Raw genomic sequence first — 23,441 nt, forward strand, 5'->3', positions numbered from 1 at the left:
CAGAAAGGCCAGCAGTGTGACGTGCTGGCCTGTCAGTTTTCTTTTTTAAATCTGGATGTTCGAGCGTGTCGTCGCGTTAGCGCAGCGCCTCAAGAATAGCGCCGTCTTCATCCATCTGGTCCAGACGGGTAAGCAGCTTGCGAGTGATGTGCTCAAGCTGGTCACGCTCGGTGGTGCTGAGGGCAGACCAGAGTTTATGCAGGCAATTGTGCTGAGGTGGCAGCACCTCTTGCAGGAACTGGTGACCTTTATCGGTCAGTTGCAGATGCAGGCAGCGGCGATCGTTGTCGCTTTCACGGCGCTCAATCCAGCCGCGTTTTTCCAGCTCATCAGCAATACGGGTCGCATTGGTACGGGAGGAGCCCAGTGCGCAGCTCAGTTCGGAAGGCTGAATACTGTGATTTTCCTGAGACTCCAGCGTAATCAACGCCATAAACAACGTCTCGTTAATCCCTTGAGCTTTCAGCATTTTATTACGGTTTTCCAGTAGCTTACCCTGCATGTGCATGCACAGGCGAGTCAGCAGGATTTCCTGATACGGGAAGTCCTCATGGCGACTGGCGCGGAATTTAAGCATTTGTTCAATGGGCGTAAACGAACTATCCATTTGGGCATAACCTCATTAATTACAGCCGATATAGTAACGATAGTGACAAATAATGTAAATGAATTATTTGTGCGGTTATATCCGCCAAACTTATGTCACCATCAGAAAGCGCCGGGTAAGTCCGTGACCCGGTGAGCACAGAAAGCGTAGGGTGTGAACCCGCTGAAGAGAGGATGTGAGGACGGGGGTCTGAACTATTCATGCCGATTGTAAATATGTCACCCACATTAAAATTTCTGGGATAAATGATTACGTTTACATTAACAGACTGAAGGGCCTCTTTATACCCTAAGAGGCCCAACGCAATGTAAAACTTAGTTAATCGCATCCTGACGATGATAACCGCGCCACCATACAAGCAGGTTCAGCGCGGCGACGATAGCCCCAATTCCACATACGCCTGACCAACCCGCATGCTGCCACGCAGAGGCGGAAATTAATGAACCCGCTGCGCCGCCAATAAAGTAGCTGGTCATGTATCCGGCCGTCAGGCGGTTACGTGCCTCTGGCTTCACGCGATAGATCACGGTCTGATTGGTGATGTGAACGCCCTGCACGGTGAGGTCGAGCACCAGAATACCGACGATCAGCGCCAGTACCGAGACGTGCCCATACCAAATCGCCGCCCAGGAGAGCAGAAGTAAAATCAGCCCTGCGGAGGTGGTCAGATGGGATTTGCCCTTATCGGCAAGCCCGCCAGCGGGACGCGCACCCAGAGCACCAGCGGCGCCAGCCAGACCGAACAGACCAATCGTCGCTTCAGAATAGTTAAACGGTGGCGCGGCCAGCAGAAAGGCCATCGACGTCCACAAAATACTGAAATTGGCGAAGGTGAAACACCCCAGCAGGGCACGAGTGCGCAGGAGTTTATCCTGCGTAAACAGACTGAAAACGGAGGCCAGAAGCTGCGGATAGTTCAGGTGATTCTCCTGCTTCACCTTCGGCAGGCCGCGCCACAGGGCCAGCGCCATCACGACCATCAATACGCTCGCCACCCAGTAAACGGTACGCCAGCCACCGAGGCTTGCCAGCAACCCTGCAACGGTACGAGCCAGTAAAATCCCCAGCAGCAAGCCACTCATGATGGTGCCCACCACTTTACCGCGCTTTTCGGGGGAGGCGAGAGTGGCGGCGAGCGGGACCAGAATTTGCGCCACAACAGAGAACAGCCCTGTGAGCGCGGTGCCGATAATCATCATTGTTAATGACTGGCTGCTGGCAGTGATCAGCATCCCGCCGGCGGCCAGCAGGGTCATGGAGACAATTAACATTCGGCGCTCAAACATATCCCCCAGCGGCACCAGGAACAGCAGCCCGGCGGCATAGCCGAGCTGTGCAGCGGTGACGATAAAGCCTGCGGAACTGGCGGAGAGATTGAACGCGCGGGCGATGGTATCAAGCAGAGGTTGTGCGTAATAGTTGCTGGCGACAGCCAGACCCGTTGCCACGGACATTAAAAGGATGAGTGCGGGGCTAAGCCCTTGCGTTGTTTTGGTCATTGGTTTCAGGAATCATTAGTTGAGTGATTATTTTTCCGGAAACCATCATACCCAATGATTGTGAAAGTTGGGGGAGTGTTGGGTGTTGTATTGTGCGGTTTAGGTTCCCTCTCCGGGTGGAGAGGGAATTCGGAGTATTACTTCTGCGCCTCAAGCGCCTCTTTCACCCAGCCGTCGAACTGCTGCTGGTGGGCTTTTATCCAGCCATCCACATGACCTTTGATATCAGCCTCGGACGATTTGCCTGCATGCATCATGGCATTCTGGGCGTTGATGTCGGCCAGCGGCAGTTTCATCACTGAGAACAGCTTCGCTGCCGCCGGATTTTTCTCCGTCCAGGCTTTGTTGGCGACGATATGCATGGTGTTTACCGGGAAGCCGTAGTTCATACCGTTCGGCAGTTTAGTGTCGATATCTTTCTGCTCACCCGGCAGGGAGGAGAACGGTACCTGCAGCCACACCACGTCTTTACCCGGTTTCAGCACGTCACTGACCCAGTACGGGGTCCAGGTGTAGTAGATAACCGGTTTGCCCTCTTTGAAACGGGCAATGGTGTCGGCCATCATCGCCGAGTAGTTACCGTGGCTCACATCGACCGTTTTTGCCAGATCATAGGCTTTGTTCTGGTGGTTAATGACCGCTTCACAACCCCAGCCCGGTGAGCAGCCCATCATGTCGGCTTTGCCGTCACCGTTGGTGTCGAACAGTTTGGCGATCTTCGGATCTTTCAGCTGTTCAATATTGGTGATGTGGTACTTATCGGCGGTTTTCTTGTCGATCAAATAACCCTGTGCCGCACCGGTCACGAAGGTGCCCTCGCGGTAAAATTTCTTGTCCCCCCCGGCGGCGGCATACATATCGTCATGCAGTGGCTGCCAGTTGACGGCGGTAAAGGTGGCATCGCCGGATGCAATCGAGGTGTAGCCAACGTTGTAATCCACTTCGCTGGCGGTATTCACCGTATAGCCCAGTTTCTCCAGCGCACGGCTGACTATCTGGGTCTGGAAGGACTCTTCCGAAATGGTGCTCTGAACCGGTTGCACGGTAATGCCTTTGCCCGGCAGGTCGGCCGCATAGGTGCCGGTGGAGACAAGGGTGGCAAACGCTGTGGCAAAAAGTACGCTATGTCGCATCGTTGTTCCTTATTTTATGAATGGGCGGGTGAGTAACCCGACAGGGCCGGTGGTATACCAGCGACGGTTGCCGCGACTGCGTGAATCACGACCGACAGCCTGAGTCAGGCGGTCAAGAATAATGGCGAGGATCACAATCCCGACACCGCCGACGGTCGCCAGCCCCATATCGAGACGGCCGATGCCGCGCAGAACCATCTGCCCCAGACCGCCAACGGCGATCATCGAGGCGATCACCACCATCGACAGGGCCAGCATCAGCGTCTGGTTGACGCCTGCCATGATGGTCGGCATCGCCAGCGGAAGCTGAACCTTAAAAAGCATCTGGCGCGGACTGGCGCCGAAAGAGCGTGACGCTTCGATAAGGTCGGCAGGGACCTGGTTAATCCCCAGAATGGTCAGACGAATAATCGGCGGCAGGGCGAAGATAATTGTCACCACCACGCCCGGCACGTTACCGATGCCGAATAGCATCACGATAGGCACCAGGTAGACGAATGCAGGTGTCGTCTGCATCGCATCCAGCAATGGACGAATGATCTTCGCCGCCCGTGGGCTGCGTGCCAGCCAGATCCCCATCGGCAAACCGATGACAATGCAGAAGAGCAGGGCGGTCAGCACCAGTGCCAGGGTGATCATCGCCTGCGACCACGCGCCAATGGCTCCAATCGCAATCAACGAGATCAGCGTGGCGATCCCCATACCGGCACTACCAAACTGCCAGGCGATCAGGGAAAACAGCACAATCGCCACCGGCGCGGGCATGCCCAGCATCAGCTGCTGGAAGCCGTTGAGAATGTAATCTACCGGGACGCGGATCCCCTGGAATACCGGACGGAAATGGGTGACTACCCAGTCGATCCCTTCCGTCACCCAGCTGTCCAGCGGGATCAGCGTCTTGTGGAACGGGTCCATGATGTTGAAGTGTTCTGGCGCCGGTGCCGGTGCGCTATTAAGCCAGTCTGCCGCGCCGCCGCCATCGGCAGGTGCTGGCGTGGAACCCCACGCATCGGCAGATTGTGCCGCGCTGTCTGCGGCCTCAGTGGTGCCCCACGGGTTTGATTGATCAGCCATTGTTTGCCCCCTCGCGATCTAAAGCCTGCAGCAACATGCGTTTTGAGATGATGCCGACGTACTGGTGTTCTTCACTGACGACGGGTACGGCGCACGGCGCCTGACCCACGTGAGAGAGCAACTCGCTGAGCGGCGTTTCGGCATCGACGGCAAGCGGAGTGTCGATTACCGCCGCATCAATTCCCTGGTTTTCGCTCAGGGCGGTTTTCAGGGAGTCGATGGAAACCACGCCGACAAATTTATTGCCGCGTTCAACCAGATAACCGTATTCCCGGTCTTCATCCTGCAACAGCTTCAGTGCGGAGCGTGGGCCAAATCCAGGCGTTTTACGGATAATGCCGTTCGGTGTACGGCGGGCAATATCTTTGGCGCTAAAGACCTGGCTAATATCCACGCCGCGGAAGAAGGTTCGCACATAATCATTCGCCGGATTATTGAGAATTTCATCCGGCGTACCGACCTGTACGACTTCGCCATTTTGCATAATGGCAATACGATCGCCAATACGCATCGCTTCATCGAGATCGTGGGAAATAAAGACAATCGTACGTTGATGTTTGGCCTGTAATTTTACCAGCTCATCCTGCATCTCGGTGCGAATTAAAGGATCGAGCGCTGAGAAGGCTTCATCCATTAATAATATGTCTGGATTAATGGCTAATGCACGGGCTAATCCCACACGCTGACGCATACCGCCGGAGAGTTCATCCGGGTAGGCATGAGCATAATTTTCCAGCCCTACCTGACGCAGTGCATCAAGGGCTTTTTCCTGGCGTTCCTGAGCCGGCGTGCCGGCTAATTCCATGCCGAAAGCGGTATTATCCAGCACCGTCATGTGCGGCATCAGCGCGAATGACTGGAACACCATTGCAATCTTCTTTCTGCGCACCTCGCGAAGCTCGGCGTCTGATATTCTGGCGATATCCACGCCGTCAATCAGTACCTGTCCGCGGGTGGGTTCAATCAGGCGATTGAGAAGGCGAACCATAGTGGATTTACCCGAACCGGATAATCCCATGATGACAAAAATCTCGCCTTCTTCAATGGCCAGACTGGCGTCTTTAACGCCAAGCGATAGCCCGGTTTTTTCCAGAATTTGCTCTTTCGTAAGGCCTTTCTCAATATATTTGAATGCGCGCTGCGGGTGCTCGCCAAATACTTTATAAAGATTTTTCACTTCTAATTTAATTGCCATGCAATAGAGAGTGTCCTGTTATTTGTTTATGCCGATATGATTACCATGGTAAATTGTTAACGGGCATAACCCTAACATACTGAGAATCTGAGACAACCCTGGGTTTGCTTATGGCATGAATTTTGCCATAAGCGAAACGGCTGAATTTCCCATGAGCAAAGGGCTGAGCGTGATTTGAATTTTTCTCAATTTTTTTGTTGCGGTATCGGGGAATTTCGCCTGAAATGGAGCAATTCAGGCGAATATGGCATGGACATTACAGTGTAGTTGCTATGCAAATAGTGACGAGAAAAATATCTATTTATATTAAATTAACGAACGTTAGTGGTGATTAAAAATCCCAGTCCTCATCTTCTGTCTCTACTGCTTTACCCATTACATACGAGGAGCCCGATCCGGAAAAGAAATCGTGGTTCTCGTCAGCGTTGGGTGACAGCGCCGCCAGGATCGCCGGGTTCACTTCCACCATCTCTGGTGGGAATAACGCGTCGTAACCGAGATTCATCAGTGCTTTGTTGGCGTTGTAGCAGAGAAACGCCTTCACGTCTTCCTCCCAGCCGGTTCCGGCATACAGTTCCTCGGTATAGCTCAGCTCGTTATCGTACAAATCCATCAGTAAATCGAGCGCGAAGCCTTTGAGTTCCTCGCGCTTTTGCTCGCTGACTTTCTCCAGTCCTTTCTGATACTTATAGCCAATGTAATACCCATGCACCGCCTCATCGCGAATGATCAGGCGAATCAAATCAGCAGTGTTGGTCAATTTGCCCCGGCTGGACCAGTACATCGGCAGCCAGAAGCCGGAATAGAAAAGAAAAGATTCCAGAAACACACTGGCGATTTTCTTCTTCAGCGGCTCATCAGCCTGATAATGCGCCAGCACCAGATTCGCCTTGCGCTGTAATGACTCGCTCTCTTCGCTCCAGGTATACGCCGCATCCACGTCTTTGGTCTGGCACAGTGTGGAGAAAATCGAACTGTAGGAGCGAGCATGCACCGCCTCCATAAAGCTGATGTTCGACATCACCGCCTCTTCATGTGGCGTCAGCGCGTCGGTCATCAGGGCAGGCGCACCCACGGTGTTCTGGATGGTGTCCAGCAACGTGAGTCCGGTAAAGACGCGGATTGTCAGCTGTTGTTCGGCGTGGTTCAGCGTTTGCCAGGCCGGGATATCGTTGGAGAGCGGCACCTTTTCCGGCAGCCAGAAGTTGCTGGTGAGCCGGTTCCACACCTCCAGATCTTTATCGTCCTGAATTTTATTCCAGTTAACGGCACTCACGCGTGATAGTTTCATCCTTTCTCCTTACAGCGCGCAGGATACGCAGCCTTCGATTTCGGTGCCTTCCAGCGCAAGCTGACGCAGGCGAATGTAGTACAGCGTCTTGATGCCTTTCTTCCAGGCATAAATCTGCGCCCTGTTGATATCGCGGGTGGTGGCGGTATCCGGGAAGAAGAGCGTCAGCGACAGTCCCTGATCCACGTGTTTTGTTGCCTCGGCGTAGGTGTCGATAATCTTTTCCGGCCCGATTTCATAGGCGTCCTGATACAGCGCCAGATTGTCGTTGGTCATAAACGGAGCAGGGTAATAAACGCGCCCGGTTTTGCCTTCCTTGCGGATCTCTATTTTCGACACAATCGGATGAATACTCGACGTGGCATGGTTGATGTAAGAGATCGAGCCGGTCGGTGGCACCGCCTGCAGGTTCTGGTTGTAAATGCCGTGCCGCATTACGTCATCACGCAACTGTTGCCACATCGCGCGCGTGGGCAGGGTGATACCGGAGCGAGCAAACAGCTGGCGTACTTTCCCGGTTTTTGGCTGCCAGTCGCCTTCCAGATACTGGCTAAAATATTCGCCACTGGCGTAGCGCGACTGTTCAAAACCGGCGAAGCGCTGGTTGCGCTCGCGCGCCAGCATCATTGAGGTATGCAGCGCATGCCAGGTGATGGTGTAAAAATAGAGGTTGGTGAAATCCAGCCCTTCCGGGCTGCCGTAGGCGATGCCTTCCCGTGCCAGATAACCGTGCAGGTTCATCTGCCCGAGACCAATGGCGTGCGACGCGGTATTTCCCGCTTCAACAGAAGGCACGCTGCGGATGTGGCTCATGTCTGACACCGCCGTCAGGCCGCGAATGGCGGTTTCAACCGTGCGGCCAAAATCCGGGGAATCCATGGTGTGGGCAATATTCAGCGACCCGAGGTTGCAGGAGATATCTTTGCCGATGTCCGCGTAGTCCAGGTTTTCATCATAGGTCGACGCGCTGTTGACCTGCAAAATCTCCGAGCACAGGTTGCTCATGTTAATGCGGCCGGCAATCGGGTTGGCGCGATTCACCGTATCTTCATACATGATGTATGGATAGCCGGACTCAAACTGAATTTCGGCAAGCGTCTGGAAGAAATCGCGGGCGTTGATGTAGGTTTTACGAATGCGCTCGTCGGCTACCAGGTCATCGTACAGCGCACTGATAGCGACATCCCCGAACGCTTTCCCGTAGATACGCTCGATATCGTAAGGCGAGAACAGCGCCATGTCGGCATTCTCTTTGGCGAGGGCAAAGGTGATATCCGGGATCACCACGCCGAGCGACAGCGTTTTGATGCGGATTTTTTCATCGGCGTTTTCGCGTTTGGTGTCGAGAAAACGCAGAATATCCGGATGGTGCGCGTGCAGATACACCGCGCCTGCGCCCTGGCGTGCGCCAAGCTGATTGGCATAGGAGAAGGCATCTTCCAGCATTTTCATCACCGGGATCACGCCGGAGGACTGGTTTTCAATGCGCTTAATTGGCGCTCCGGCTTCACGCAGGTTAGAGAGCAAAAACGCCACGCCGCCGCCGCGTTTGGAAAGTTGCAGCGCTGAATTCACCGCTCGACCAATCGACTCCATATTGTCTTCGATACGCAGCAGGAAGCAGGAAACCAGCTCGCCGCGCTGGGCTTTGCCACAGTTAAGGAAGGTCGGTGTGGCGGGCTGGAAGCGGCCGGAGAGGATCTCCGCCATCAGCCGTTCAGCCAGTGCTTCATCGCCCTGAGCCAGCGTCAGCGCCACCATCACCACGCGATCTTCAAAACTTTCGAGGTAGCGTTTACCGTCGAACGTTTTCAGCGTGTAGCTGGTGTAATACTTCCACGCGCCGAGGAAGGTCTGGAAACGAAAACCGCTGGCGTGCGCGCGTTCGAACAACCTCACCACGAAGGCGCGATCATAACGGGTGAGGACGCGTTCTTCGTAATAGCCCTCATTGACAAGATAGTCGAGCCGCGCATTCTGGCTTTCAAACGTTACGCTATTGGGGCGGACATGGGCGGTGAAAAAGGCGTCCACTGCCTCGTGGTCTTTGCCAAACTGGATGTGCCCCTCGCGGTCATAGAGGTTAAGCATCGCGTTTAATGCGTGGTAATCCGGTGTTGCCTGAATTACCCGTTCTGCGGTTGTCGTTGCCAAAATTCCTTCACTCCTTTACGCACGTTCTCTACGTCCTGCTGTGTCCCCATCAGTTCGAAACGATAGAGATACGGCACGCCGCATTTTTGAGAGATAACATCCCCGGCGCGACCAAAGGCGTCACCGAAATTGCGATTACCCGCCGCGATCACGCCGCGAATACGCTGTCGGTTATGGGGATCGTTAAGAAAGCGGATCACCTGGCGGGGAACTGCCCCCGCCGTACCGCCGCCGCCATAGCTGGGCACCACCAGTATGTAAGGTTCCTCTACCTGGATCCGCTCTCGCTCGTTCAGCGGAATGCGGGTCGCAGGCAGCCCGAGGCGCTCGATAAAGCGGAGCGTGTTTTCCGAGCTGCTGGAGAAGAAAACCAGTCCGCTCATGCCCTGGCGGCCTGAGCGGCGAGGCGGTTGATCATATCCGGACGGAAACCTGACCAGCTGGTTTCCCCGGCAACCACCACCGGGAGCTGGCGAAAACCCTGCGCGCGCAGGATATCGGCTGCTTCTGGCTGCTGGTCGATATTCACCATCTCAAATGCCACCCCGCGGTTTTCCATCGCACGTTTAGTCGCATGGCACTGAACGCAATCGTTACGTGTGTAAATAATAATGCTCATGATTCGTATTTCCATTTAAAATGAGAGCACGGCGCGAATGTACGCGTCAGATTTGTGTGTCTTGCTAAAGGAGATACTAGATGTAGTTATCTTAAGTTTCAACCATACAAGATATGGGAAATTTAGATTGATTTTGCCCCGATGATGAGCACAACGGGGCAGGGTGGGCTGTGCGGGTTTTTCAGGCGGGTTACTTACGCAAGTTAAGCAGGGCACCCACAAAGATACCGACGGCGGCTACTGTGCCCAGCGTACAGAGCGGTCTTTCGCGAACAAAGGTGCTTGCACAGCTGACGGCATCACAGGCTGCCTGAGTCGTACGTGAACGGCCGTTCATCCGCGCACGGGTTTCACGGAGCAGAGACTGAGCCTTACGTTTTGCGGCATCCGCTTCGTCCTTCGCGTCAGTTCCCCAGGATTTCAATACCTCTTCCAGTGAGTCAGCTAATTGGCTGACATCATTACGAATATCCTGAGCGTCGTCGTTAATATCGTTTCGGTTCGTTCTGTTAAACATACGATCCTCCGTAATTTTGTGTTCCCGCTTAGTTTAGTTCAGAAATGTAATATCTGAAGTGCATCACGCGTTATCCGGCAGTTTATGGAATATTCTGAAAGCCCTGCTAATGCTGAATACTGTAAGGTTGCCGGGCAGGAAAAGATAACGAGGAAAAGATATGTATTTACGACCTGATGAGGTGGCGCGCGTTCTTGAAAAAGAGGGATTCACCATGGATGAGGTGACATCAAAAGCGTATGGATATCGCCGTGGTGAGAATTATGTTTACGTTAATCGTGAAGCCAGAATGGGACGTACCGCGCTCATTATTCACCCGACACTGAAAGACAGAAGTTTGTCATTTGCTGAGCCAGCCTCGGATATTAAAACCTGCGATCATTATCAGCAATTTCCGCTCTATTTAGGCGGCGAGACGCATGAACATTATGGTATTCCGCATGGCTTCAGTTCACGTATGGCACTGGAGCGGTTTTTGAAAGGACTGTTTGGCGACGTACAGTAAATCAGCGACTGGCGTGCGCCAGTCGCCTCACATTACGCTTTGGCCTGATTGTACTGGCTGACCTTGAACAGGCGGCGACAGTAGTCGAGAAAATAGCCGTACACCGCACCCATCAGCATTGAAATCACAATATTCGAACTGACCGCCGCGACGATCTGGTGCCAGTCTGCGCCGACTGTCAGCAGAATAGCTACGTAAACCGGGGACTGGAATGTCACATACGCCAGAACGTCGGCCAGGTTTTTGACCCAGCCAGCGGGGCTGATACGGCGTGCGAGGCGCATGACCGCATCACGGTATAATCCATAAGGCCAGGCAATAATAATGTTGACCGGGATTGCCACCAGACGAGAAGAAAGTGACTGCTCGAAGGTCATTCCGGAGAGGAATATTTCAATCAGCATGTTCACGACAGAACAGTAGACAACCATCGCGAAAGTATCCGCTACCGCATGGCGAAGGCGTGATTGCGGTGAGAACATGTCTGAACTCCTTGAGAAGAACACAATAAAAACGATTTTCCCGCAGCGATTAGTGCTTTAGGTTGGTTTGTTTGACGTGTATAGCGTATATCTCTGCGTTTAAACTAACAACTAGTGAATAATTTTTATTTAGTCGCGTTTTGTCCACAAAATTCTCTAAAATTGATTGTTTTTTGTTCGGTTCGTTATATTGTGTCTTTGTGGGGTATTTTTTTATAAAAATCAGATGGTTGATTCTGTTGGTCTGAAGGGTGGTGCCAGGAGGAGCTTTTTTGGAGCAGTATGCTGTAATTTGGCTTAACGTTGACCATTTCTGTCGGTGTTGAGGTTGTGCACGAATATTATTATTGTCGATATTTAAAGATATTTACACTATTGTCAGGAAAGTCCTGTGGGTAGATATTTAGACAGAAATGAATTATTCTGACTGTGATTTATCTATTTACCCCAAAGAAAAGGTTTCCAAATAATATGTCTTTGACGTTACAGAATCTTAATAATATCCGAACTCTGCGCGCCATGGCGCGTGAATTATCCCTGGACGTTCTTGAGGAAATGCTGGAAAAGGTCAGGGTCGTTGCTGAAGAGAAACGTAGTGAGCTGGCGGAATTAGAGCAGCAGCGTACTGAGCAGCAGGAAAAAATTAACGCTCTGCTGGAACGGATGAAAGCCGATGGTATTTCACCGACTGACCTGTTGGGTTCAGATCTGGCGCAGGCAGGAAAGACGGCGAAAAAACGTAAAGCGCGTGAAGCAAAATATCGTTTTATTGACCAGAACGGTGAAGAAAAAACGTGGACTGGCCAGGGACGTACGCCGAAGCCAATTGCCAGTGCGCTGGCAAATGGTAAATCACTGGATGATTTTCTGATCTAATCCGTGAGCCGGACGGATCACTCCGTCCGGTTGTCTGTTCAGCAGACGCCGAAATCACCGTCTTCGGTATACAGAGCCAGATCGCTGGCTTTCAGGGTATATTTCTCGCCTTGTTCATTGCTGGCCTGTACCGCCACAACGCTGTCACCCTCAACTTCAATGACTTTCAGTTTCGGACCGCCTTTACGCGGTTGCACATAATCACCGACAGAAAACATATTACCTCCTCATCGTTTTAGTGAACTTCACCTTAGCCCACGCGCGCTGCCGGGTACAGTGTAATTCACGGATTACTGCTTATGAGGTACGCCGGTTCCATGGCATCACTTTCAGCAGTCGTGCCATACCGCAAAAACCTGTCAGACCTGCGAACAGCAGCCCGGCCCCCACAAAACCGCTGAGCAGGAAAAAGCTGCTTGAGACGCTATAGCCCAGCACCACGCCACAGAGAATCAACAGCCCGGCGGCAATTTGCACCTGACGCATCAGCGGGAGCGGCTGCGATTTGTCCTCAACAGTCAGAAGTCCAGCCTGCTTCCAGCCCTGAATGCCACCTTCGACGACAAATGCCTGAGCGGGGGCAGCAGCCTGTGCAAGGCGGTCAGCATTTCCGGACGTCCGGGCGCCGGACTGACAGTGAAAAATCACGGTTTCACCCGCCCGTGTAGTAAGCCCGCCGGGTAAGGTGTCCAGCGGTATGGACTGTGCCGCCGGAATATGCTCGCGGGCATACTCATCGGCATCACGAATATCAATCAGTTTTGCACCTTCGGCAACGCGCGCTTTGGCCTGCTGCGGTGATAGAAGAGGAAGTGACATGGCGGCTCCTTACGGGCAATAAAGGGTTTTCAGGGTACTGATAAGCTGATACACGGCATCGTTTTTAATGAAATAGAGAATGCGCTGCGCTTCGCGGCTGCTGTCGATAAGCCCTTCTTCACGCATACGCGCCAGATGCTGCGACGTGGCGGAGGGGCTAAGTCCCGTTGCGCGAGCCAGCTCCCCCGCGCTGGTGCCGGGTGCACCGCACAGCGTGCAGAGGATCAGCAGCCGACGCGGGTTGCTCATCGCTTTTAAGAGTCCTGCGGCCTGCTCAGCGCTGGCCTGAAGTTGTTCGAGTTCAGTCATAATAGTTTAGAGTTTACTTAATTAAGCAAATGCTAAACTAATTTATTGCTTCGCGCCACAAGAGATCGCTATAGATGTGGGTCAGCACCCCCGCAGGGCCAAATTGTTGTTTGATCCAGCGTGTGACCTGGCCTGTCGCCGCATGCTGCGTGGCGAGCAGCATGCGTGAGTCCTGACGTGGATTATTAATGCGCCGGGTGACCAACAACCCTTCTTCCACCGCCTCACGGGCCATATATTCGGGCAAGAACCCGATCCCTTCCCCCAGGATCTGACACTGACATTTGGTGTTGAAATCCGGCACCAGAATCGCCTCCTGCCCGTGCAGCAACCAGCCGACCTTTTTGTTAATGGTATGGGCGGTATCTTCCACCATGATGTTGGGGTACAGGCGTAGCTGGCTCTCTGCTATTGGTTCCGGGACGAAGGCCAGCGGATGTTCCGGCGCGATGGCGAATACCCAGCGGATAGCGCCAATCTCTGTGTAATCAATGCCACCGCCGTCGAGCAGCGTGTCCGGCGCGCCAATGGCAATATTGGCCTGGTTGTTGATGATGGAGTCCCAGACGCCGTTATACACCTCGGTCGTCACGGTTATCTGGCAGGTGGGAAACTGCTTTTTCAGCACCTGCAGCAGCCGCGCGGTATGGCGTGGGGTGTATAAAAGCTGGTTGATACAGATGCGTACTCGCGCTTCAATGCCCTGAGAAATGGTGTCTATCCCGCGTTTGATGGCATAAAAATCATTCAACAGATCGGTGGCTTTGCGATAAAAGTAAAAGCCGGACTCGGTCAACTCAATGCTGCGCGTGTTGCGCACAAACAGCACAACGTCTAAGCCGGTCTCCATCCGCTTGATGGTGTAACTGATGGCCGAGGTGGTAACGCCCAGCTCGGTAGCGGCCTTGCTGAAACTGCCGAAGCGTGCGGCGGTGGTAAAGGCCAGCAGGTTCTCTTCGGTAAAGATAGAATTCATATCACTGCTCCTGTGAGCCATCAGTTTTGAACATATTTTAACAGCGTTGTTACAACGCATTTGAAGCCGATCACAGTTCTGAATTTTTACTGCAAGTCGCGCATAGCAAGGCTTTGTCAGGCATAAGCAGAATGCAGCCTTACGCGTTAAAAAGCGCGAAAACATAAGGAAAAGATTGCACGGCCGCACGTTTTGGCTGAATTGTTGAATTTAACTCAATAATGAATTGACTGTCGATGAATCATTTTTAAGCGGATTCTTTTATGACCAGGCTGTTGCTATTCTCAGGTCAACAGAAATAAAAACATCGGGAGTCTGAATATGTCTGGAACTGAACTCGTTACTGAATTTCTGCTGGCGGCAGAAGAGGGCAATAGCGATGCGCTAAAAGCCTGCCTGGAGAAAGGCGTGGATATTAACGCCACCAACCGTCAGAAAAGAACCGCGGTTATTATTGCCAGCCTGAAAAAGCATTATTCTTGTGTGGAGTTATTAATTGCCGCCGGCGCGGATATTGATAAACAAGACCAGACCTGTTTTAACCCCTTCCTGATTAGCTGCCTGACGAACGATTTAACCCTGCTGCGCATCGTCCTTCCGGCAAATCCGGATCTCGACCGTCTGACGCGTTTCGGTGGCGTGGGTATTACACCCGCCAGTGAAAAAGGGCACGTGGAAATAGTGCGCGAATTACTGGAGAAAACCGATATTAACGTTAACCACACCAACTTTGTTGGCTGGACACCGCTGCTGGAAGCCATCGTTTTAAATGACGGCGGCGCGAAGCAGCAGGAAATTGTAAAGCTGCTGCTGAATCACGGCGCGAACCCGCACATGACCGATAAATACGGAAAAACGCCGCTCGAACTGGCGCGAGAAAAAGGCTTCACCGCAATCGCTGACCTGCTGCTGGCGGCGGGCGCGTAACCTATCCGGCCAGCCTTAGCCGGCTGGCAACCCTGACATTAAGCATTTTACCGGTGTGCATTTTGCACGACGGCGGCCCCCTTTTATCCTCTTTCAGGAGAAAATAATGCCAACGAAAATCGTCATAAAAAAGAATACCTACTTCGATTCGGTTTCATTAATGTCCGTTTCCACCAAAGCCAATAAATTGCCGGGCGTTGAGCAGGCCTTTGTGGCCATGGCGACGGAGATGAACAAAGGCGTCTTAAAAAATCTCGGATTATTAACGCCGGAATTAAATGAGGCCAAAAACGGCGACCTGATGATCGTGATTAAAGGCGATGCGGCAAATGAAGAAACGCTGGCGGCCATTGAAGCGCTGTTCACGCGTAAAGAGAGCGCGGGATCCCATGAAGCGCGCTATGCGACGATTGCCAGCGCCAAAACCCATCGTCCGGACAGCAACCTTGCTGTGATTTCCGTCAACGGCACCTTCGCCGCTCGCGAAGCGCGCCAGGCGCTGGAGAACGATCTCAACGTGATGTTGTTTTCCGATAACGTGTCACTCGACGACGAGCTGGCGCTGAAGCAACTGGCGCACCAGAAAGGGCTGCTGATGATGGGACCGGACTGCGGCACCGCCATTATCAACGGCGCGGGGCTGTGCTTTGCCAACGCGGTGCGCCGCGGACCGATTGGTATTGTCGGCGCCTCCGGTACCGGCAGCCAGGAGCTGAGCGTGCGCATTCACGAATTCGGCGGCGGCGTGTCACAGTTGATTGGCACCGGAGGGCGCGATCTCAGCGAGAAAATCGGCGGCCTGATGATGCTCGATGCCATTGAGATGCTGGAGGCGGACGACGCCACGCAGGTGATTGCACTCATCTCCAAACCGCCTGCACCAGCGGTCGCTGAAAAGGTGTTGGCCCGCGCGCGAGCCTGCCGTAAGCCTGTGGTTGTCTGTTTCCTGGGCCGCAATGAACCACCTGCCGATGAAGACGGGCTGCAGTTTGCCCGTGGCACTAAAGAAGCCGCCCTGAAAGCTGTCCTGCTCACCGGCATCAAAAAAGAGTCGCTTGATCTGCATCCTCTCAACTGGCCGCTGATCGAAGAGGTGCGCACCCGGCTGACTCCACAGCAGAAGTACATTCGCGGGCTATTCTGCGGCGGCACGCTGTGCGATGAAGCCATGTTTGCCGCGCTGGAGAAATTCGACAACGTCTACAGCAACATTCAGCCGGATCCAACAAAACGCCTGAGCGACATCAACGTCAGTAAAGCCCATACCTTCCTCGACTTTGGTGACGACGACTTCACTAACGGCAAACCGCACCCGATGATCGACCCGACCAACCGCATCAGCCGCCTGTTGCAGGAAGCGCGCGATCCGGAGGTGGGGGTGATCGTTATGGACTTCGTGCTGGGCTTTGGCGCACACGACGATCCGGTAGGGGTGATGCTCGACGCCATTAACGAGGCGCAGGCAATTGCGAAAGCTGACAACCGACCGCTGGAAATTCTGGGCTATGTGCTGGGCACTGACCAGGATCCACAGTCGCTGGTGCAGCAGTGCCAGCTTCTGACCGATGCCGGTGTGATTTGGGCCAGCAGCAGCACCAATACCGGATTACTGGCGCGTGAATTTGTCTGCAAAGGGGAGAAAGCATAATGACGACTTTATTTAACCAGCCGCTGAACGTGATTAACGTTGGTATTGCGATGTTCAGTGACGACCTCAAAAAACAGCACGTGCCCGTCACCCAACTCGACTGGACACCGCCGGGGCAGGGCAATATGCAGGTGGTGGAAGCGCTGGACCAGCTGGCGAGTAAACCACTGGCGGAAAAAATTGCCGCGGCCAACACCCTCGCCCTCGAGCGCATTATTCAGTCCCATCCGGTGCTGGTAGGTTACGACCAGGCGATCAACGTCGTGCCAGGCATGACCCGCACCACTATTTTGCATGCTGGTCCACCGGTGACGTGGGAAAACATGTGTGGCGCGATGAAAGGTGCTGTTACCGGCGCGCTGGTGTTTGAAGGGTTGGCAAAAGATATCCGCGACGCCGAACGCGTGGCGGCTTCCGGAGAAATCACCTTCTCGCCGTGCCACGAACACGACTGTGTAGGCTCTATGGCGGGCGTCACTTCTGCCTCAATGTTTATGCACATCGTCGAAAACAAAACCTACGGCAACCGCGCGTTCACCAACTTAAGCGAGCAGATGGCGAAAATTCTGCGTATGGGCGCGAATGATCAGAGCGTGATTGACCGCCTGAACTGGATGCGCGACGTGCTCGGCCCGATGCTGCGCGACGCCATGAACATCATCGGTGAAATCGATCTGCGCTTAATGCTGGCGCAGGCACTGCACATGGGCGACGAGTGCCACAACCGTAACAACGCGGGCACCACGCTGCTGATCCAGGCGCTGACGCCGGGGTTGATTCAGGCGGGCTACCCGGTAGAGCAGCAGCGCGAGGTCTTTGAGTTTGTTGCCAGCAGCGACTACTTCTCCGGCCCGACGTGGATGGCGATGTGTAAAGCCGCGCTGGACGCCGCTCACGGCATTGAATACAGCACCGTAGTGACCACCATGGCGCGTAACGGCTATGAATTCGGCCTGCGTATTTCCGGCCTGCCCGGACAATGGTTTACCGGCCCGGCGCAGCAGGTCATTGGCCCGATGTTCGCGGGCTACAAACCGGAAGACTCCGGGCTGGATATCGGCGACAGCGCCATCACCGAAACCTACGGCATTGGCGGCTTTGCGATGGCAACCGCCCCGGCGATTGTGGCGCTGGTGGGCGGTACGGTTGAGGAAGCCATCGACTTCTCTCGCCAGATGCGCGAAATCACCCTTGGTGAAAACCCGAATGTCACCATTCCGCTGCTGTCGTTTATGGGCATTCCTACTGCCATCGACATCACCAGAGTGGCGGGCAGCGGCATTCTGCCGGTGATCAACACCGCGATTGCCCACAAGGACGCCGGAATCGGCATGATTGGGGCGGGCATCGTTCACCCGCCGTTTAGCTGTTTTGAAAAGGCGCTGTTGACCTTCCGCGATCGCTACTTTTTATAAGGCATGCATCCATGAAAAACATGAAACTGGAGTGGAAAAGAGGTGACTGGGCGGCCTATTTCGGGCTCATGACCAACAACCTAACCAATTTGCTGACCATGATGGGGTTGCTCATTTTTGTCGTCGGCATCCCGAAGGAGATTGTTTATGGACGCATCGCGCCAGCCTTCGGGCTGGCGGTACTGGTAGCGAGCGTCTGCTATGCGTGGTTTGGCCTGCAGATGGCACGCCAGACCGGGCGTACTGACGTCACTGCGCTGCCGTCCGGCCCGAGCGCGCCGTCGATTTTTACCGTGACCTTCCTGGTATTAATGCCGGTTTATCAGCAGACCGGTGATGCGGAATTTGCCATCCAGATCGGTCTGGTGTGGTGCTTCGTGGAAGCGATGATCCTGGCGGGTGGTTCATTTTTAGGAGAAACCATCCGCAAGATGATCCCGCGTACCGTGCTGCTGTCGTGCCTGTCTGGTTTAGGGTTGCTGCTGCTGGCGATGAACCCGATGCTGCAGGCGTTTGAGGCGCCAACGGTGTCATTCATCGTGCTGCTGCTGATCTTCATCAACTGGTTTGGCAAAAAGCCGATCTTCGCCCGCATCCCGACAGGGCTGTTGCTGTTGGTTGCCGGTACGGCCCTGGCGTGGATCTCTGGCCTGCAAAGCCCGGAAGCGATCAAGGCGTCGATGTCATCGTTCGGCTTTAACCCGCCGTCCGTGCATATCGAAGGCTTTATGCAGGGCCTGCCGCACGCGCTGCCGTACCTTGCCTCGGCGGTTCCTCTGGGGCTGGCAAACTACATCTTTGACCTGGAAAACATTGAGAGTGCTCACGCAGCAGGGGATGAATACCCAACCCGCAAAGTGATGCTGGCAAATGGTCTGGCATCAATGCTTGGCTGCCTGATGGGTAACCCGTTCCCGGTGACGGTCTATGTTGGCCATGCGGGCTGGAAAGCGATGGGAGCCAGCATTGGCTATACGCTGGCGTCGGGTGTGACCATGTTCATCGTGCCGCTGTTCGGGCTGGGGGCGTTTATGCTCGCCATCATTCCGATGACCGCCATCGTGCCGATTCTGGTGTTTATCGGCGTGGTGACCGCCAACCAGGTGGTGAGAGAAACCCCCAAAGTGGAAGTGCCCGTGATCTTCATCTGTCTGTTCCCGTGGATCGCCAACTGGGCGCTGACCATGATGAACAGCGTGATGGGGGCGGCGGGCACCAGCGCGGCAAAAATCGGTACCGATGTGCTGCACAGCAAAGGCATCTACTACGAAGGGCTGGTGCATCTGGGGAATGGCGCACCGCTTGCCAGCATGCTGTGGGGTTGTATCGCCATCTTCGCAATCATCAATAAACCGCTGCGCGGTGCCGTTGCGGCGGCTGTCGGTGCGTTGCTGGCGCTGTTTGGGGTGATCCACGCCCCGGTGGTGGGCTTTGCCGAAGGCAGTTCGCTGATGTTCGTCACGGCGTATCTGATGATGGGCGGCATGTTTGTGGTGAAACATTTCCTTGATAGCCGGGAAGCGGCGAGCGCTGAAATTACTGTTGCGAAGGAACACGTATGAAAGAGCTTATGGTCGTCGCCATCGGCGGCAACAGCATTATCAAAGATAACGCCAGCCAGTCGATTGAACATCAGTCGCTGGCGGTCAAAGCGGTGGCAGAGTCGGTGCTGGAGATGCTGGCATCCGACTACGACATTGTGCTCACGCACGGAAACGGCCCCCAGGTGGGGCTGGATCTGCGCCGCGCCGAAATCGCCCACGAGCGGGAAGGGCTGCCGCTGACTCCGCTGGCGAACTGTGTGGCAGATACGCAGGGCGGTATTGGTTACCTGATCCAGCAGGCGTTAAATAACCGCCTTACCGCACGCGGGGAGCAAAAAGCGGTCACGGTCGTTACTCAGGTGGAGGTGGATAAAAATGATCCGGGCTTCACCCATCCCACTAAACCCATCGGCGCGTTCTTTAGTGAAGTGCAGCGCGATGAGCTGCAACTCGCCCACCCGGACTGGCATTTTGTTGAGGACTCTGGCCGGGGTTATCGCCGCGTAGTGGCGTCTCCACAGCCGTTGCGGATTGTCGAAGCCGATGCCATCAAGACGCTGACGCAGAAAGGTTTTGTGGTGATTGGCGCGGGCGGCGGTGGTATTCCGGTGGTTCGCACACCTGAAGGTGATTACCAGAGCGTCGATGCGGTGATTGATAAGGATCTCTCCACCGCATTGCTGGCACGTGAGATCCGCGCTGATGTGCTGGCGATCACCACCGGCGTGGAAAAAGTGTGTATCAACTTCGGCAAGCCAAATCAGCAGGCGCTGGACACCGTCAACGTGGCGCAGATGTCGCGGTATATGGATGAAGGCCATTTCCCGGCGGGCAGCATGCTGCCCAAAATCATCGCCTCGCTGGAATTTTTAAACCACGGCGGCAAGCGGGTGATCATCACCTCGCCGGACAGCCTGCCTGCGGCGCTGCGCGGTGAAACCGGCACCCATATTGTTAATGAAGGAAGATAAGATGAGTGAAAACAAAAGCCGACGTGAGTTTATCAGCCAGAGCGGCAAAATGGTCACCGCCTGCGCACTGTTTGGTGCGACCGGATCTGTCGCGTATGCTGCGGATACTGCGAAGCCAACCTGCGAGACGGGCAAACTGATGAGCATCACCGCAAAACACTATTATCTGGATAACGTCCTGCTGGAAGCCGGGTTCAATTTCGACGGCGGCGTGGCGACCAGCACCCGCACCGAGCTGAAAACGCTGGAAATTAAAGACGGGAAGATCGTCACCCTGCGGGATAACAAAAGCCACGCTGATGCCACGCTGCCGCACTACGATGCGGGCAGTAAACTGATGCTGCCGGCGATGCGCGACATGCACATCCATCTCGATAAAACCTTCTATGGCGGCCCGTGGCGCTCCCTGAACCGCCCGGCGGGCACCACGATTCAGGACATGATCCGCCTTGAGCAGAAGCTGCTGCCGGAATTACAGCCCTACACCCAGGAGCGCGCGGAAAAGCTGATCGACCTGATCCAGTCCAAAGGGTCTACCATCGCCCGCAGCCACTGCAATATTGAGCCGGTTTCCGGCCTGAAAAACCTGGAAAATTTACAGGCGGTACTGGCGCGTCGTAAGCCCGGTTTCGACTGCGAAATCGTCGCCTTCCCGCAGCACGGCCTGCTGCTATCGAACTCTGAAAAACTGATGCGTGAGGCGATGCAGGCCGGCGCGCACTACGTGGGTGGACTCGATCCCACCAACGTGGATGGCGCGATGGAGAAATCCCTCGACACCATGTTCCAGATTGCGCTGGACTACGACAAAGGAGTGGACATTCACCTGCACGAAACCAGCCCGGCGGGTGTGGCAGCGGTGAATTACATGGTGGAAACCGTGGAGAAAACGCCAGAGCTGAAGGGCAAACTGACCATCAGCCATGCTTTCGCGCTGGCCACGCTCAACGAACAGCAGGTGGATGAGATCGCCACCCGCATGGCAGCACAGCAGGTAACCATCGCCTCTACCGTGCCGATTGGCACTCTACATATGCCGCTAAAGCAGTTGCGGGATAAAGGCGTGTTTGTGATGACGGGTACCGACAGCGTAATCGACCACTGGTCTCCGTATGGCCTGGGGGACATGCTGGAAAAAGCCAACCTGTACGCTCAGCTTTATATTCGACCAAACGAGCAGACGCTCTCCCGCGCGCTCGGTATCGCCACCGGCGACGTGCTGCCGCTGAACGACAAAGGCGAGCGCGTGTGGCCGAAAGCGCAGGACGACGCCAGCTTTGTGCTGGTGGACGCCTCCTGCTCCGCCGAAGCCGTAGCGCGTATTTCCCCGCGCACCGCGACGTTCCATAATGGCAACCTCGTTTGGGGCGTTGTGGGTTGACGTGCATTTCGCCCTCTCCCGGTGGGAGAGGGTTGGGGTGAGGGCATCAGGCCGCAGGGAATGCTTTATACTGGGAATCACATTCTTAAAGAGGGATCTGCCATGGCACAAAACATCTACGACAACCCGGCGTTTTTCGAGGGCTACGCCCAGCTTCCGCGCTCGGTGCAGGGTCTGGACGGCGCGCCGGAGTGGCCCGCGCTGAAAAACATGCTGCCCGACCTAACCGGTAAATCGATTGTCGATCTCGGCTGTGGCTACGGCTGGTTCTGCCGCGCCGCGCGTGAACTGGGCGCGTCTGAAGTGACCGGCGTGGATATCTCGGAAAAGATGCTCGCCCGCGCGGCGGAGCTGACGCATGACGCCCGGATCCACTATCAGCGTAGCGATCTTGAATCGCTGACGCTTAACGAGAACAGCCTCGATCTGGTCTATAGCTCCCTGGCGCTGCACTACCTGCCGGAGCTGGACACCCTGTTTGCTAAGGTTCAGCGCGCGCTCAAGCCCGGCGGCAGCCTGGTCTTTTCGATGGAACACCCGATTTACACCTGCGCTACGCGTCAGGGCTGGCTGACCGACGATAACGGAGAGCGGTTCTGGGGTGTGAACCATTATCAGGACGAAGGCCAGCGCGTCAGCAACTGGCTGGCAGACGGGGTGATCAAATACCACCGCACGCTGGGCACCACGCTTAACGCGTTGATCAAGGCCGGATTAACTCTGAGCGAAATCAACGAATGGGGGCCAACGCAGGCTCAAATTGACGCCTGGCCTGCACTGGCCGAAGAGGCGGAACGTCCGATGCTGGTACTCATTTCCGCCCGAAAGGGTCAATAACCCACCTTATACACCCGCCCGCTCTGCACGCCTTCTACGCTGCGACGATAGACCTGGGCGACGGTCGCGGCGGGCACGCTTTCAAAGCCCGGGAAGAAACCGTCGTAGGCTTCAGCAGATTCGGTGAGTACCGTTGGGCTAATCAGGTTGATGCGGATCCCGCGCGGCAGTTCGCAGGCTGCGGCGCGAACAAACCCTTCCAGCGCGGCATTTACCGTGGTGGCATTCACCCCCTGCGCAATCGGCTCGTGCGCCACAATTCCGCTGATTAGCGTAATTGATCCACCTTCGTTCAGGTAATGCTGGCCGGTCAGCGCCAGGCGCACCTGTCCGAGCAGTTTATCCTGCAGGCCCTGGTTGAAATCAGTGTCTTTCATCGTGGCGAGCGGACCGAAGTACAAACCCCCGCTGGCAGAGACAATGGCATCCACCGGGCCGATTTTCTCAAACAGCGCCTGCACGCTCGCCTGGGAAGTGATATCCACCTGATAGTCGCCCTGCGTGCGACCTACGCGGATAACCTCGTGACGACGACTCAACTCTTCCGTCACTGCCCGACCGACTGTACCGCTGGCACCAATAATGACAATTTTCATCGCTGACTCCTTAATGTTGTGAGCCTTCATTCTTTAATAAATAAAAATGCAGATAAACTGGGCTAA

25 protein-coding genes are annotated in these 23,441 nt (G+C 54.9%); 9 read left to right on the plus strand and 16 right to left on the minus strand.

Annotated elements, in window-relative coordinates:
* Positions 1-76 precede the first annotated feature (76 nt).
* The 10 genes from mprA to JGF26_RS11415 all read right to left on the minus strand — a co-directional run bounded on the left by mprA (position 77) and on the right by JGF26_RS11415 (position 10,089).
* Positions 77-607 carry a transcriptional repressor MprA gene (gene mprA / locus JGF26_RS11370; protein WP_028016801.1) on the minus strand — a complete coding sequence of 177 codons (531 nt, stop codon included), beginning with the start codon at positions 605-607 and terminating at the stop codon, positions 77-79.
* A gap of 314 nt (positions 608-921) precedes the next feature.
* Positions 922-2,106, minus strand: a complete 1,185-nt coding sequence (locus JGF26_RS11375) for an MFS transporter (protein WP_028016800.1) — start codon at positions 2,104-2,106, stop codon at positions 922-924.
* 137 nt (positions 2,107-2,243) lie between these two features.
* A complete protein-coding gene (proX, locus tag JGF26_RS11380) occupies positions 2,244-3,239 on the minus strand; it encodes a glycine betaine/L-proline ABC transporter substrate-binding protein ProX (RefSeq protein WP_134707848.1) in 996 nt (331 codons plus the stop codon).
* A 9-nt stretch (positions 3,240-3,248) separates the two neighbouring features.
* The gene (gene proW / locus JGF26_RS11385; protein WP_028016798.1) at positions 3,249-4,313 is read right to left on the minus strand and encodes a glycine betaine/L-proline ABC transporter permease ProW; all 1,065 of its coding nucleotides are present in this window, start codon (positions 4,311-4,313) and stop codon (positions 3,249-3,251) included.
* Positions 4,306-5,508 carry a glycine betaine/L-proline ABC transporter ATP-binding protein ProV gene (gene proV / locus JGF26_RS11390; protein ID WP_028016797.1) on the minus strand — a complete coding sequence of 401 codons (1,203 nt, stop codon included), beginning with the start codon at positions 5,506-5,508 and terminating at the stop codon, positions 4,306-4,308. Before proV ends, proW begins: the two co-directional genes overlap by 8 nt.
* Before the next feature lie 331 nt (positions 5,509-5,839).
* Positions 5,840-6,799 carry a class 1b ribonucleoside-diphosphate reductase subunit beta gene (nrdF, locus tag JGF26_RS11395; protein ID WP_134707847.1) on the minus strand — a complete coding sequence of 320 codons (960 nt, stop codon included), beginning with the start codon at positions 6,797-6,799 and terminating at the stop codon, positions 5,840-5,842.
* Between the two features lie 9 nt (positions 6,800-6,808).
* Complete coding sequence (nrdE, locus tag JGF26_RS11400) at positions 6,809-8,953, minus strand: class 1b ribonucleoside-diphosphate reductase subunit alpha (protein WP_134707846.1); 2,145 nt, start codon at positions 8,951-8,953, stop codon at positions 6,809-6,811.
* Complete coding sequence (nrdI, locus tag JGF26_RS11405) at positions 8,926-9,336, minus strand: class Ib ribonucleoside-diphosphate reductase assembly flavoprotein NrdI (protein WP_028016794.1); 411 nt, start codon at positions 9,334-9,336, stop codon at positions 8,926-8,928. The genes nrdE and nrdI overlap by 28 nt, the downstream gene beginning before the upstream one ends.
* The gene (gene nrdH, locus JGF26_RS11410) at positions 9,333-9,572 is read right to left on the minus strand and encodes a glutaredoxin-like protein NrdH (protein WP_134707845.1); all 240 of its coding nucleotides are present in this window, start codon (positions 9,570-9,572) and stop codon (positions 9,333-9,335) included. Before nrdH ends, nrdI begins: the two co-directional genes overlap by 4 nt.
* A 190-nt stretch (positions 9,573-9,762) precedes the next feature.
* Positions 9,763-10,089: a DUF883 domain-containing protein gene (locus tag JGF26_RS11415; RefSeq protein ID WP_028016792.1), complete on the minus strand. Its 327-nt coding sequence runs from the start codon at positions 10,087-10,089 to the stop codon at positions 9,763-9,765.
* Between the two features lie 160 nt (positions 10,090-10,249).
* Here JGF26_RS11415 and JGF26_RS11420 point away from each other — a divergent pair, with 160 nt between their 5' ends.
* On the plus strand, positions 10,250-10,594 hold the full coding sequence (locus JGF26_RS11420) for a DUF2002 family protein (protein WP_006811693.1): 345 nt from the start codon (positions 10,250-10,252) through the stop codon (positions 10,592-10,594).
* A 32-nt stretch (positions 10,595-10,626) separates the two neighbouring features.
* Here JGF26_RS11420 and alaE read toward each other — a convergent pair whose 3' ends face one another.
* Positions 10,627-11,076 (minus strand): L-alanine exporter AlaE, encoded by a 450-nt coding sequence (gene alaE / locus JGF26_RS11425; RefSeq protein WP_028016791.1) that lies wholly within the window; start codon positions 11,074-11,076, stop codon positions 10,627-10,629.
* A 471-nt stretch (positions 11,077-11,547) separates the two neighbouring features.
* Here alaE and stpA point away from each other — a divergent pair, with 471 nt between their 5' ends.
* Positions 11,548-11,952, plus strand: a complete 405-nt coding sequence (gene stpA / locus JGF26_RS11430) for a DNA-binding protein StpA (protein WP_028016790.1) — start codon at positions 11,548-11,550, stop codon at positions 11,950-11,952.
* A 38-nt stretch (positions 11,953-11,990) separates the two neighbouring features.
* Here stpA and JGF26_RS11435 read toward each other — a convergent pair whose 3' ends face one another.
* The 4 genes from JGF26_RS11435 to JGF26_RS11450 form a co-directional block, all read right to left on the minus strand.
* Complete coding sequence (locus JGF26_RS11435) at positions 11,991-12,170, minus strand: hypothetical protein (RefSeq protein WP_028016789.1); 180 nt, start codon at positions 12,168-12,170, stop codon at positions 11,991-11,993.
* A 79-nt stretch (positions 12,171-12,249) separates the two neighbouring features.
* Positions 12,250-12,771 carry a rhodanese family protein gene (locus tag JGF26_RS11440; protein ID WP_028016788.1) on the minus strand — a complete coding sequence of 174 codons (522 nt, stop codon included), beginning with the start codon at positions 12,769-12,771 and terminating at the stop codon, positions 12,250-12,252.
* 9 nt (positions 12,772-12,780) lie between these two features.
* On the minus strand, positions 12,781-13,080 hold the full coding sequence (locus JGF26_RS11445; protein WP_108091004.1) for a metalloregulator ArsR/SmtB family transcription factor: 300 nt from the start codon (positions 13,078-13,080) through the stop codon (positions 12,781-12,783).
* Between the two features lie 37 nt (positions 13,081-13,117).
* Positions 13,118-14,056 carry a LysR substrate-binding domain-containing protein gene (locus JGF26_RS11450; RefSeq protein WP_114978685.1) on the minus strand — a complete coding sequence of 313 codons (939 nt, stop codon included), beginning with the start codon at positions 14,054-14,056 and terminating at the stop codon, positions 13,118-13,120.
* Between the two features lie 321 nt (positions 14,057-14,377).
* Between JGF26_RS11450 and JGF26_RS11455 the strand changes: the two genes are divergently transcribed.
* The 7 genes from JGF26_RS11455 to JGF26_RS11485 all read left to right on the plus strand — a co-directional run bounded on the left by JGF26_RS11455 (position 14,378) and on the right by JGF26_RS11485 (position 22,779).
* Positions 14,378-14,983 carry an ankyrin repeat domain-containing protein gene (locus JGF26_RS11455; protein ID WP_028016785.1) on the plus strand — a complete coding sequence of 202 codons (606 nt, stop codon included), beginning with the start codon at positions 14,378-14,380 and terminating at the stop codon, positions 14,981-14,983.
* A 106-nt stretch (positions 14,984-15,089) separates the two neighbouring features.
* The gene (gene fdrA / locus JGF26_RS11460; protein WP_134707844.1) at positions 15,090-16,631 is read left to right on the plus strand and encodes an acyl-CoA synthetase FdrA; all 1,542 of its coding nucleotides are present in this window, start codon (positions 15,090-15,092) and stop codon (positions 16,629-16,631) included.
* Positions 16,631-18,046: a DUF1116 domain-containing protein gene (locus tag JGF26_RS11465; RefSeq protein ID WP_028016783.1), complete on the plus strand. Its 1,416-nt coding sequence runs from the start codon at positions 16,631-16,633 to the stop codon at positions 18,044-18,046. Before fdrA ends, JGF26_RS11465 begins: the two co-directional genes overlap by 1 nt.
* An 11-nt stretch (positions 18,047-18,057) precedes the next feature.
* Positions 18,058-19,608, plus strand: coding sequence for a hypothetical protein (locus JGF26_RS11470; protein WP_028016782.1), 1,551 nt, complete (start codon positions 18,058-18,060; stop codon positions 19,606-19,608).
* A complete protein-coding gene (locus tag JGF26_RS11475; protein WP_134707843.1) occupies positions 19,605-20,561 on the plus strand; it encodes a carbamate kinase family protein in 957 nt (318 codons plus the stop codon). Before JGF26_RS11470 ends, JGF26_RS11475 begins: the two co-directional genes overlap by 4 nt.
* A gap of 1 nt (position 20,562) precedes the next feature.
* Entirely contained in the window at positions 20,563-21,942 is a 1,380-nt protein-coding gene (locus JGF26_RS11480) for an amidohydrolase family protein (RefSeq protein ID WP_134707842.1), read from the plus strand.
* A 102-nt stretch (positions 21,943-22,044) separates the two neighbouring features.
* The gene (locus JGF26_RS11485) at positions 22,045-22,779 is read left to right on the plus strand and encodes a class I SAM-dependent methyltransferase (protein ID WP_108090997.1); all 735 of its coding nucleotides are present in this window, start codon (positions 22,045-22,047) and stop codon (positions 22,777-22,779) included.
* On the opposite strand, the gene JGF26_RS11490 is transcribed toward JGF26_RS11485, so the two are convergent.
* On the minus strand, positions 22,773-23,375 hold the full coding sequence (locus tag JGF26_RS11490; RefSeq protein ID WP_134707841.1) for a short chain dehydrogenase: 603 nt from the start codon (positions 23,373-23,375) through the stop codon (positions 22,773-22,775). The two genes, JGF26_RS11485 and JGF26_RS11490, sit on opposite strands and share 7 nt — an antisense overlap.
* Between the last annotated feature and the right edge of the window lie 66 nt (positions 23,376-23,441).

Source organism: Enterobacter sp. E1, from assembly GCF_016809815.1.
GTDB lineage: Bacteria > Pseudomonadota > Gammaproteobacteria > Enterobacterales > Enterobacteriaceae > Enterobacter > Enterobacter adelaidei.

Coding starts and splice junctions, on each gene's coding strand:
- mprA (WP_028016801.1), bottom strand. CDS start 607: ATGGATAGTTCGTTTACGCCCATTGAACAAATGCTTAAATTCCGCGCC.
- JGF26_RS11375 (WP_028016800.1), bottom strand. CDS start 2,106: ATGACCAAAACAACGCAAGGGCTTAGCCCCGCACTCATCCTTTTAATG.
- proX (WP_134707848.1), bottom strand. CDS start 3,239: ATGCGACATAGCGTACTTTTTGCCACAGCGTTTGCCACCCTTGTCTCC.
- proW (WP_028016798.1), bottom strand. CDS start 4,313: ATGGCTGATCAATCAAACCCGTGGGGCACCACTGAGGCCGCAGACAGC.
- proV (WP_028016797.1), bottom strand. CDS start 5,508: ATGGCAATTAAATTAGAAGTGAAAAATCTTTATAAAGTATTTGGCGAG.
- nrdF (WP_134707847.1), bottom strand. CDS start 6,799: ATGAAACTATCACGCGTGAGTGCCGTTAACTGGAATAAAATTCAGGAC.
- nrdI (WP_028016794.1), bottom strand. CDS start 9,336: ATGAGCGGACTGGTTTTCTTCTCCAGCAGCTCGGAAAACACGCTCCGC.
- nrdH (WP_134707845.1), bottom strand. CDS start 9,572: ATGAGCATTATTATTTACACACGTAACGATTGCGTTCAGTGCCATGCG.
- JGF26_RS11415 (WP_028016792.1), bottom strand. CDS start 10,089: ATGTTTAACAGAACGAACCGAAACGATATTAACGACGACGCTCAGGAT.
- JGF26_RS11420 (WP_006811693.1), top strand. CDS start 10,250: ATGTATTTACGACCTGATGAGGTGGCGCGCGTTCTTGAAAAAGAGGGA.
- alaE (WP_028016791.1), bottom strand. CDS start 11,076: ATGTTCTCACCGCAATCACGCCTTCGCCATGCGGTAGCGGATACTTTC.
- stpA (WP_028016790.1), top strand. CDS start 11,548: ATGTCTTTGACGTTACAGAATCTTAATAATATCCGAACTCTGCGCGCC.
- JGF26_RS11435 (WP_028016789.1), bottom strand. CDS start 12,170: ATGTTTTCTGTCGGTGATTATGTGCAACCGCGTAAAGGCGGTCCGAAA.
- JGF26_RS11440 (WP_028016788.1), bottom strand. CDS start 12,771: ATGTCACTTCCTCTTCTATCACCGCAGCAGGCCAAAGCGCGCGTTGCC.
- JGF26_RS11445 (WP_108091004.1), bottom strand. CDS start 13,080: ATGACTGAACTCGAACAACTTCAGGCCAGCGCTGAGCAGGCCGCAGGA.
- JGF26_RS11450 (WP_114978685.1), bottom strand. CDS start 14,056: ATGAATTCTATCTTTACCGAAGAGAACCTGCTGGCCTTTACCACCGCC.
- JGF26_RS11455 (WP_028016785.1), top strand. CDS start 14,378: ATGTCTGGAACTGAACTCGTTACTGAATTTCTGCTGGCGGCAGAAGAG.
- fdrA (WP_134707844.1), top strand. CDS start 15,090: ATGCCAACGAAAATCGTCATAAAAAAGAATACCTACTTCGATTCGGTT.
- JGF26_RS11465 (WP_028016783.1), top strand. CDS start 16,631: ATGACGACTTTATTTAACCAGCCGCTGAACGTGATTAACGTTGGTATT.
- JGF26_RS11470 (WP_028016782.1), top strand. CDS start 18,058: ATGAAAAACATGAAACTGGAGTGGAAAAGAGGTGACTGGGCGGCCTAT.
- JGF26_RS11475 (WP_134707843.1), top strand. CDS start 19,605: ATGAAAGAGCTTATGGTCGTCGCCATCGGCGGCAACAGCATTATCAAA.
- JGF26_RS11480 (WP_134707842.1), top strand. CDS start 20,563: ATGAGTGAAAACAAAAGCCGACGTGAGTTTATCAGCCAGAGCGGCAAA.
- JGF26_RS11485 (WP_108090997.1), top strand. CDS start 22,045: ATGGCACAAAACATCTACGACAACCCGGCGTTTTTCGAGGGCTACGCC.
- JGF26_RS11490 (WP_134707841.1), bottom strand. CDS start 23,375: ATGAAAATTGTCATTATTGGTGCCAGCGGTACAGTCGGTCGGGCAGTG.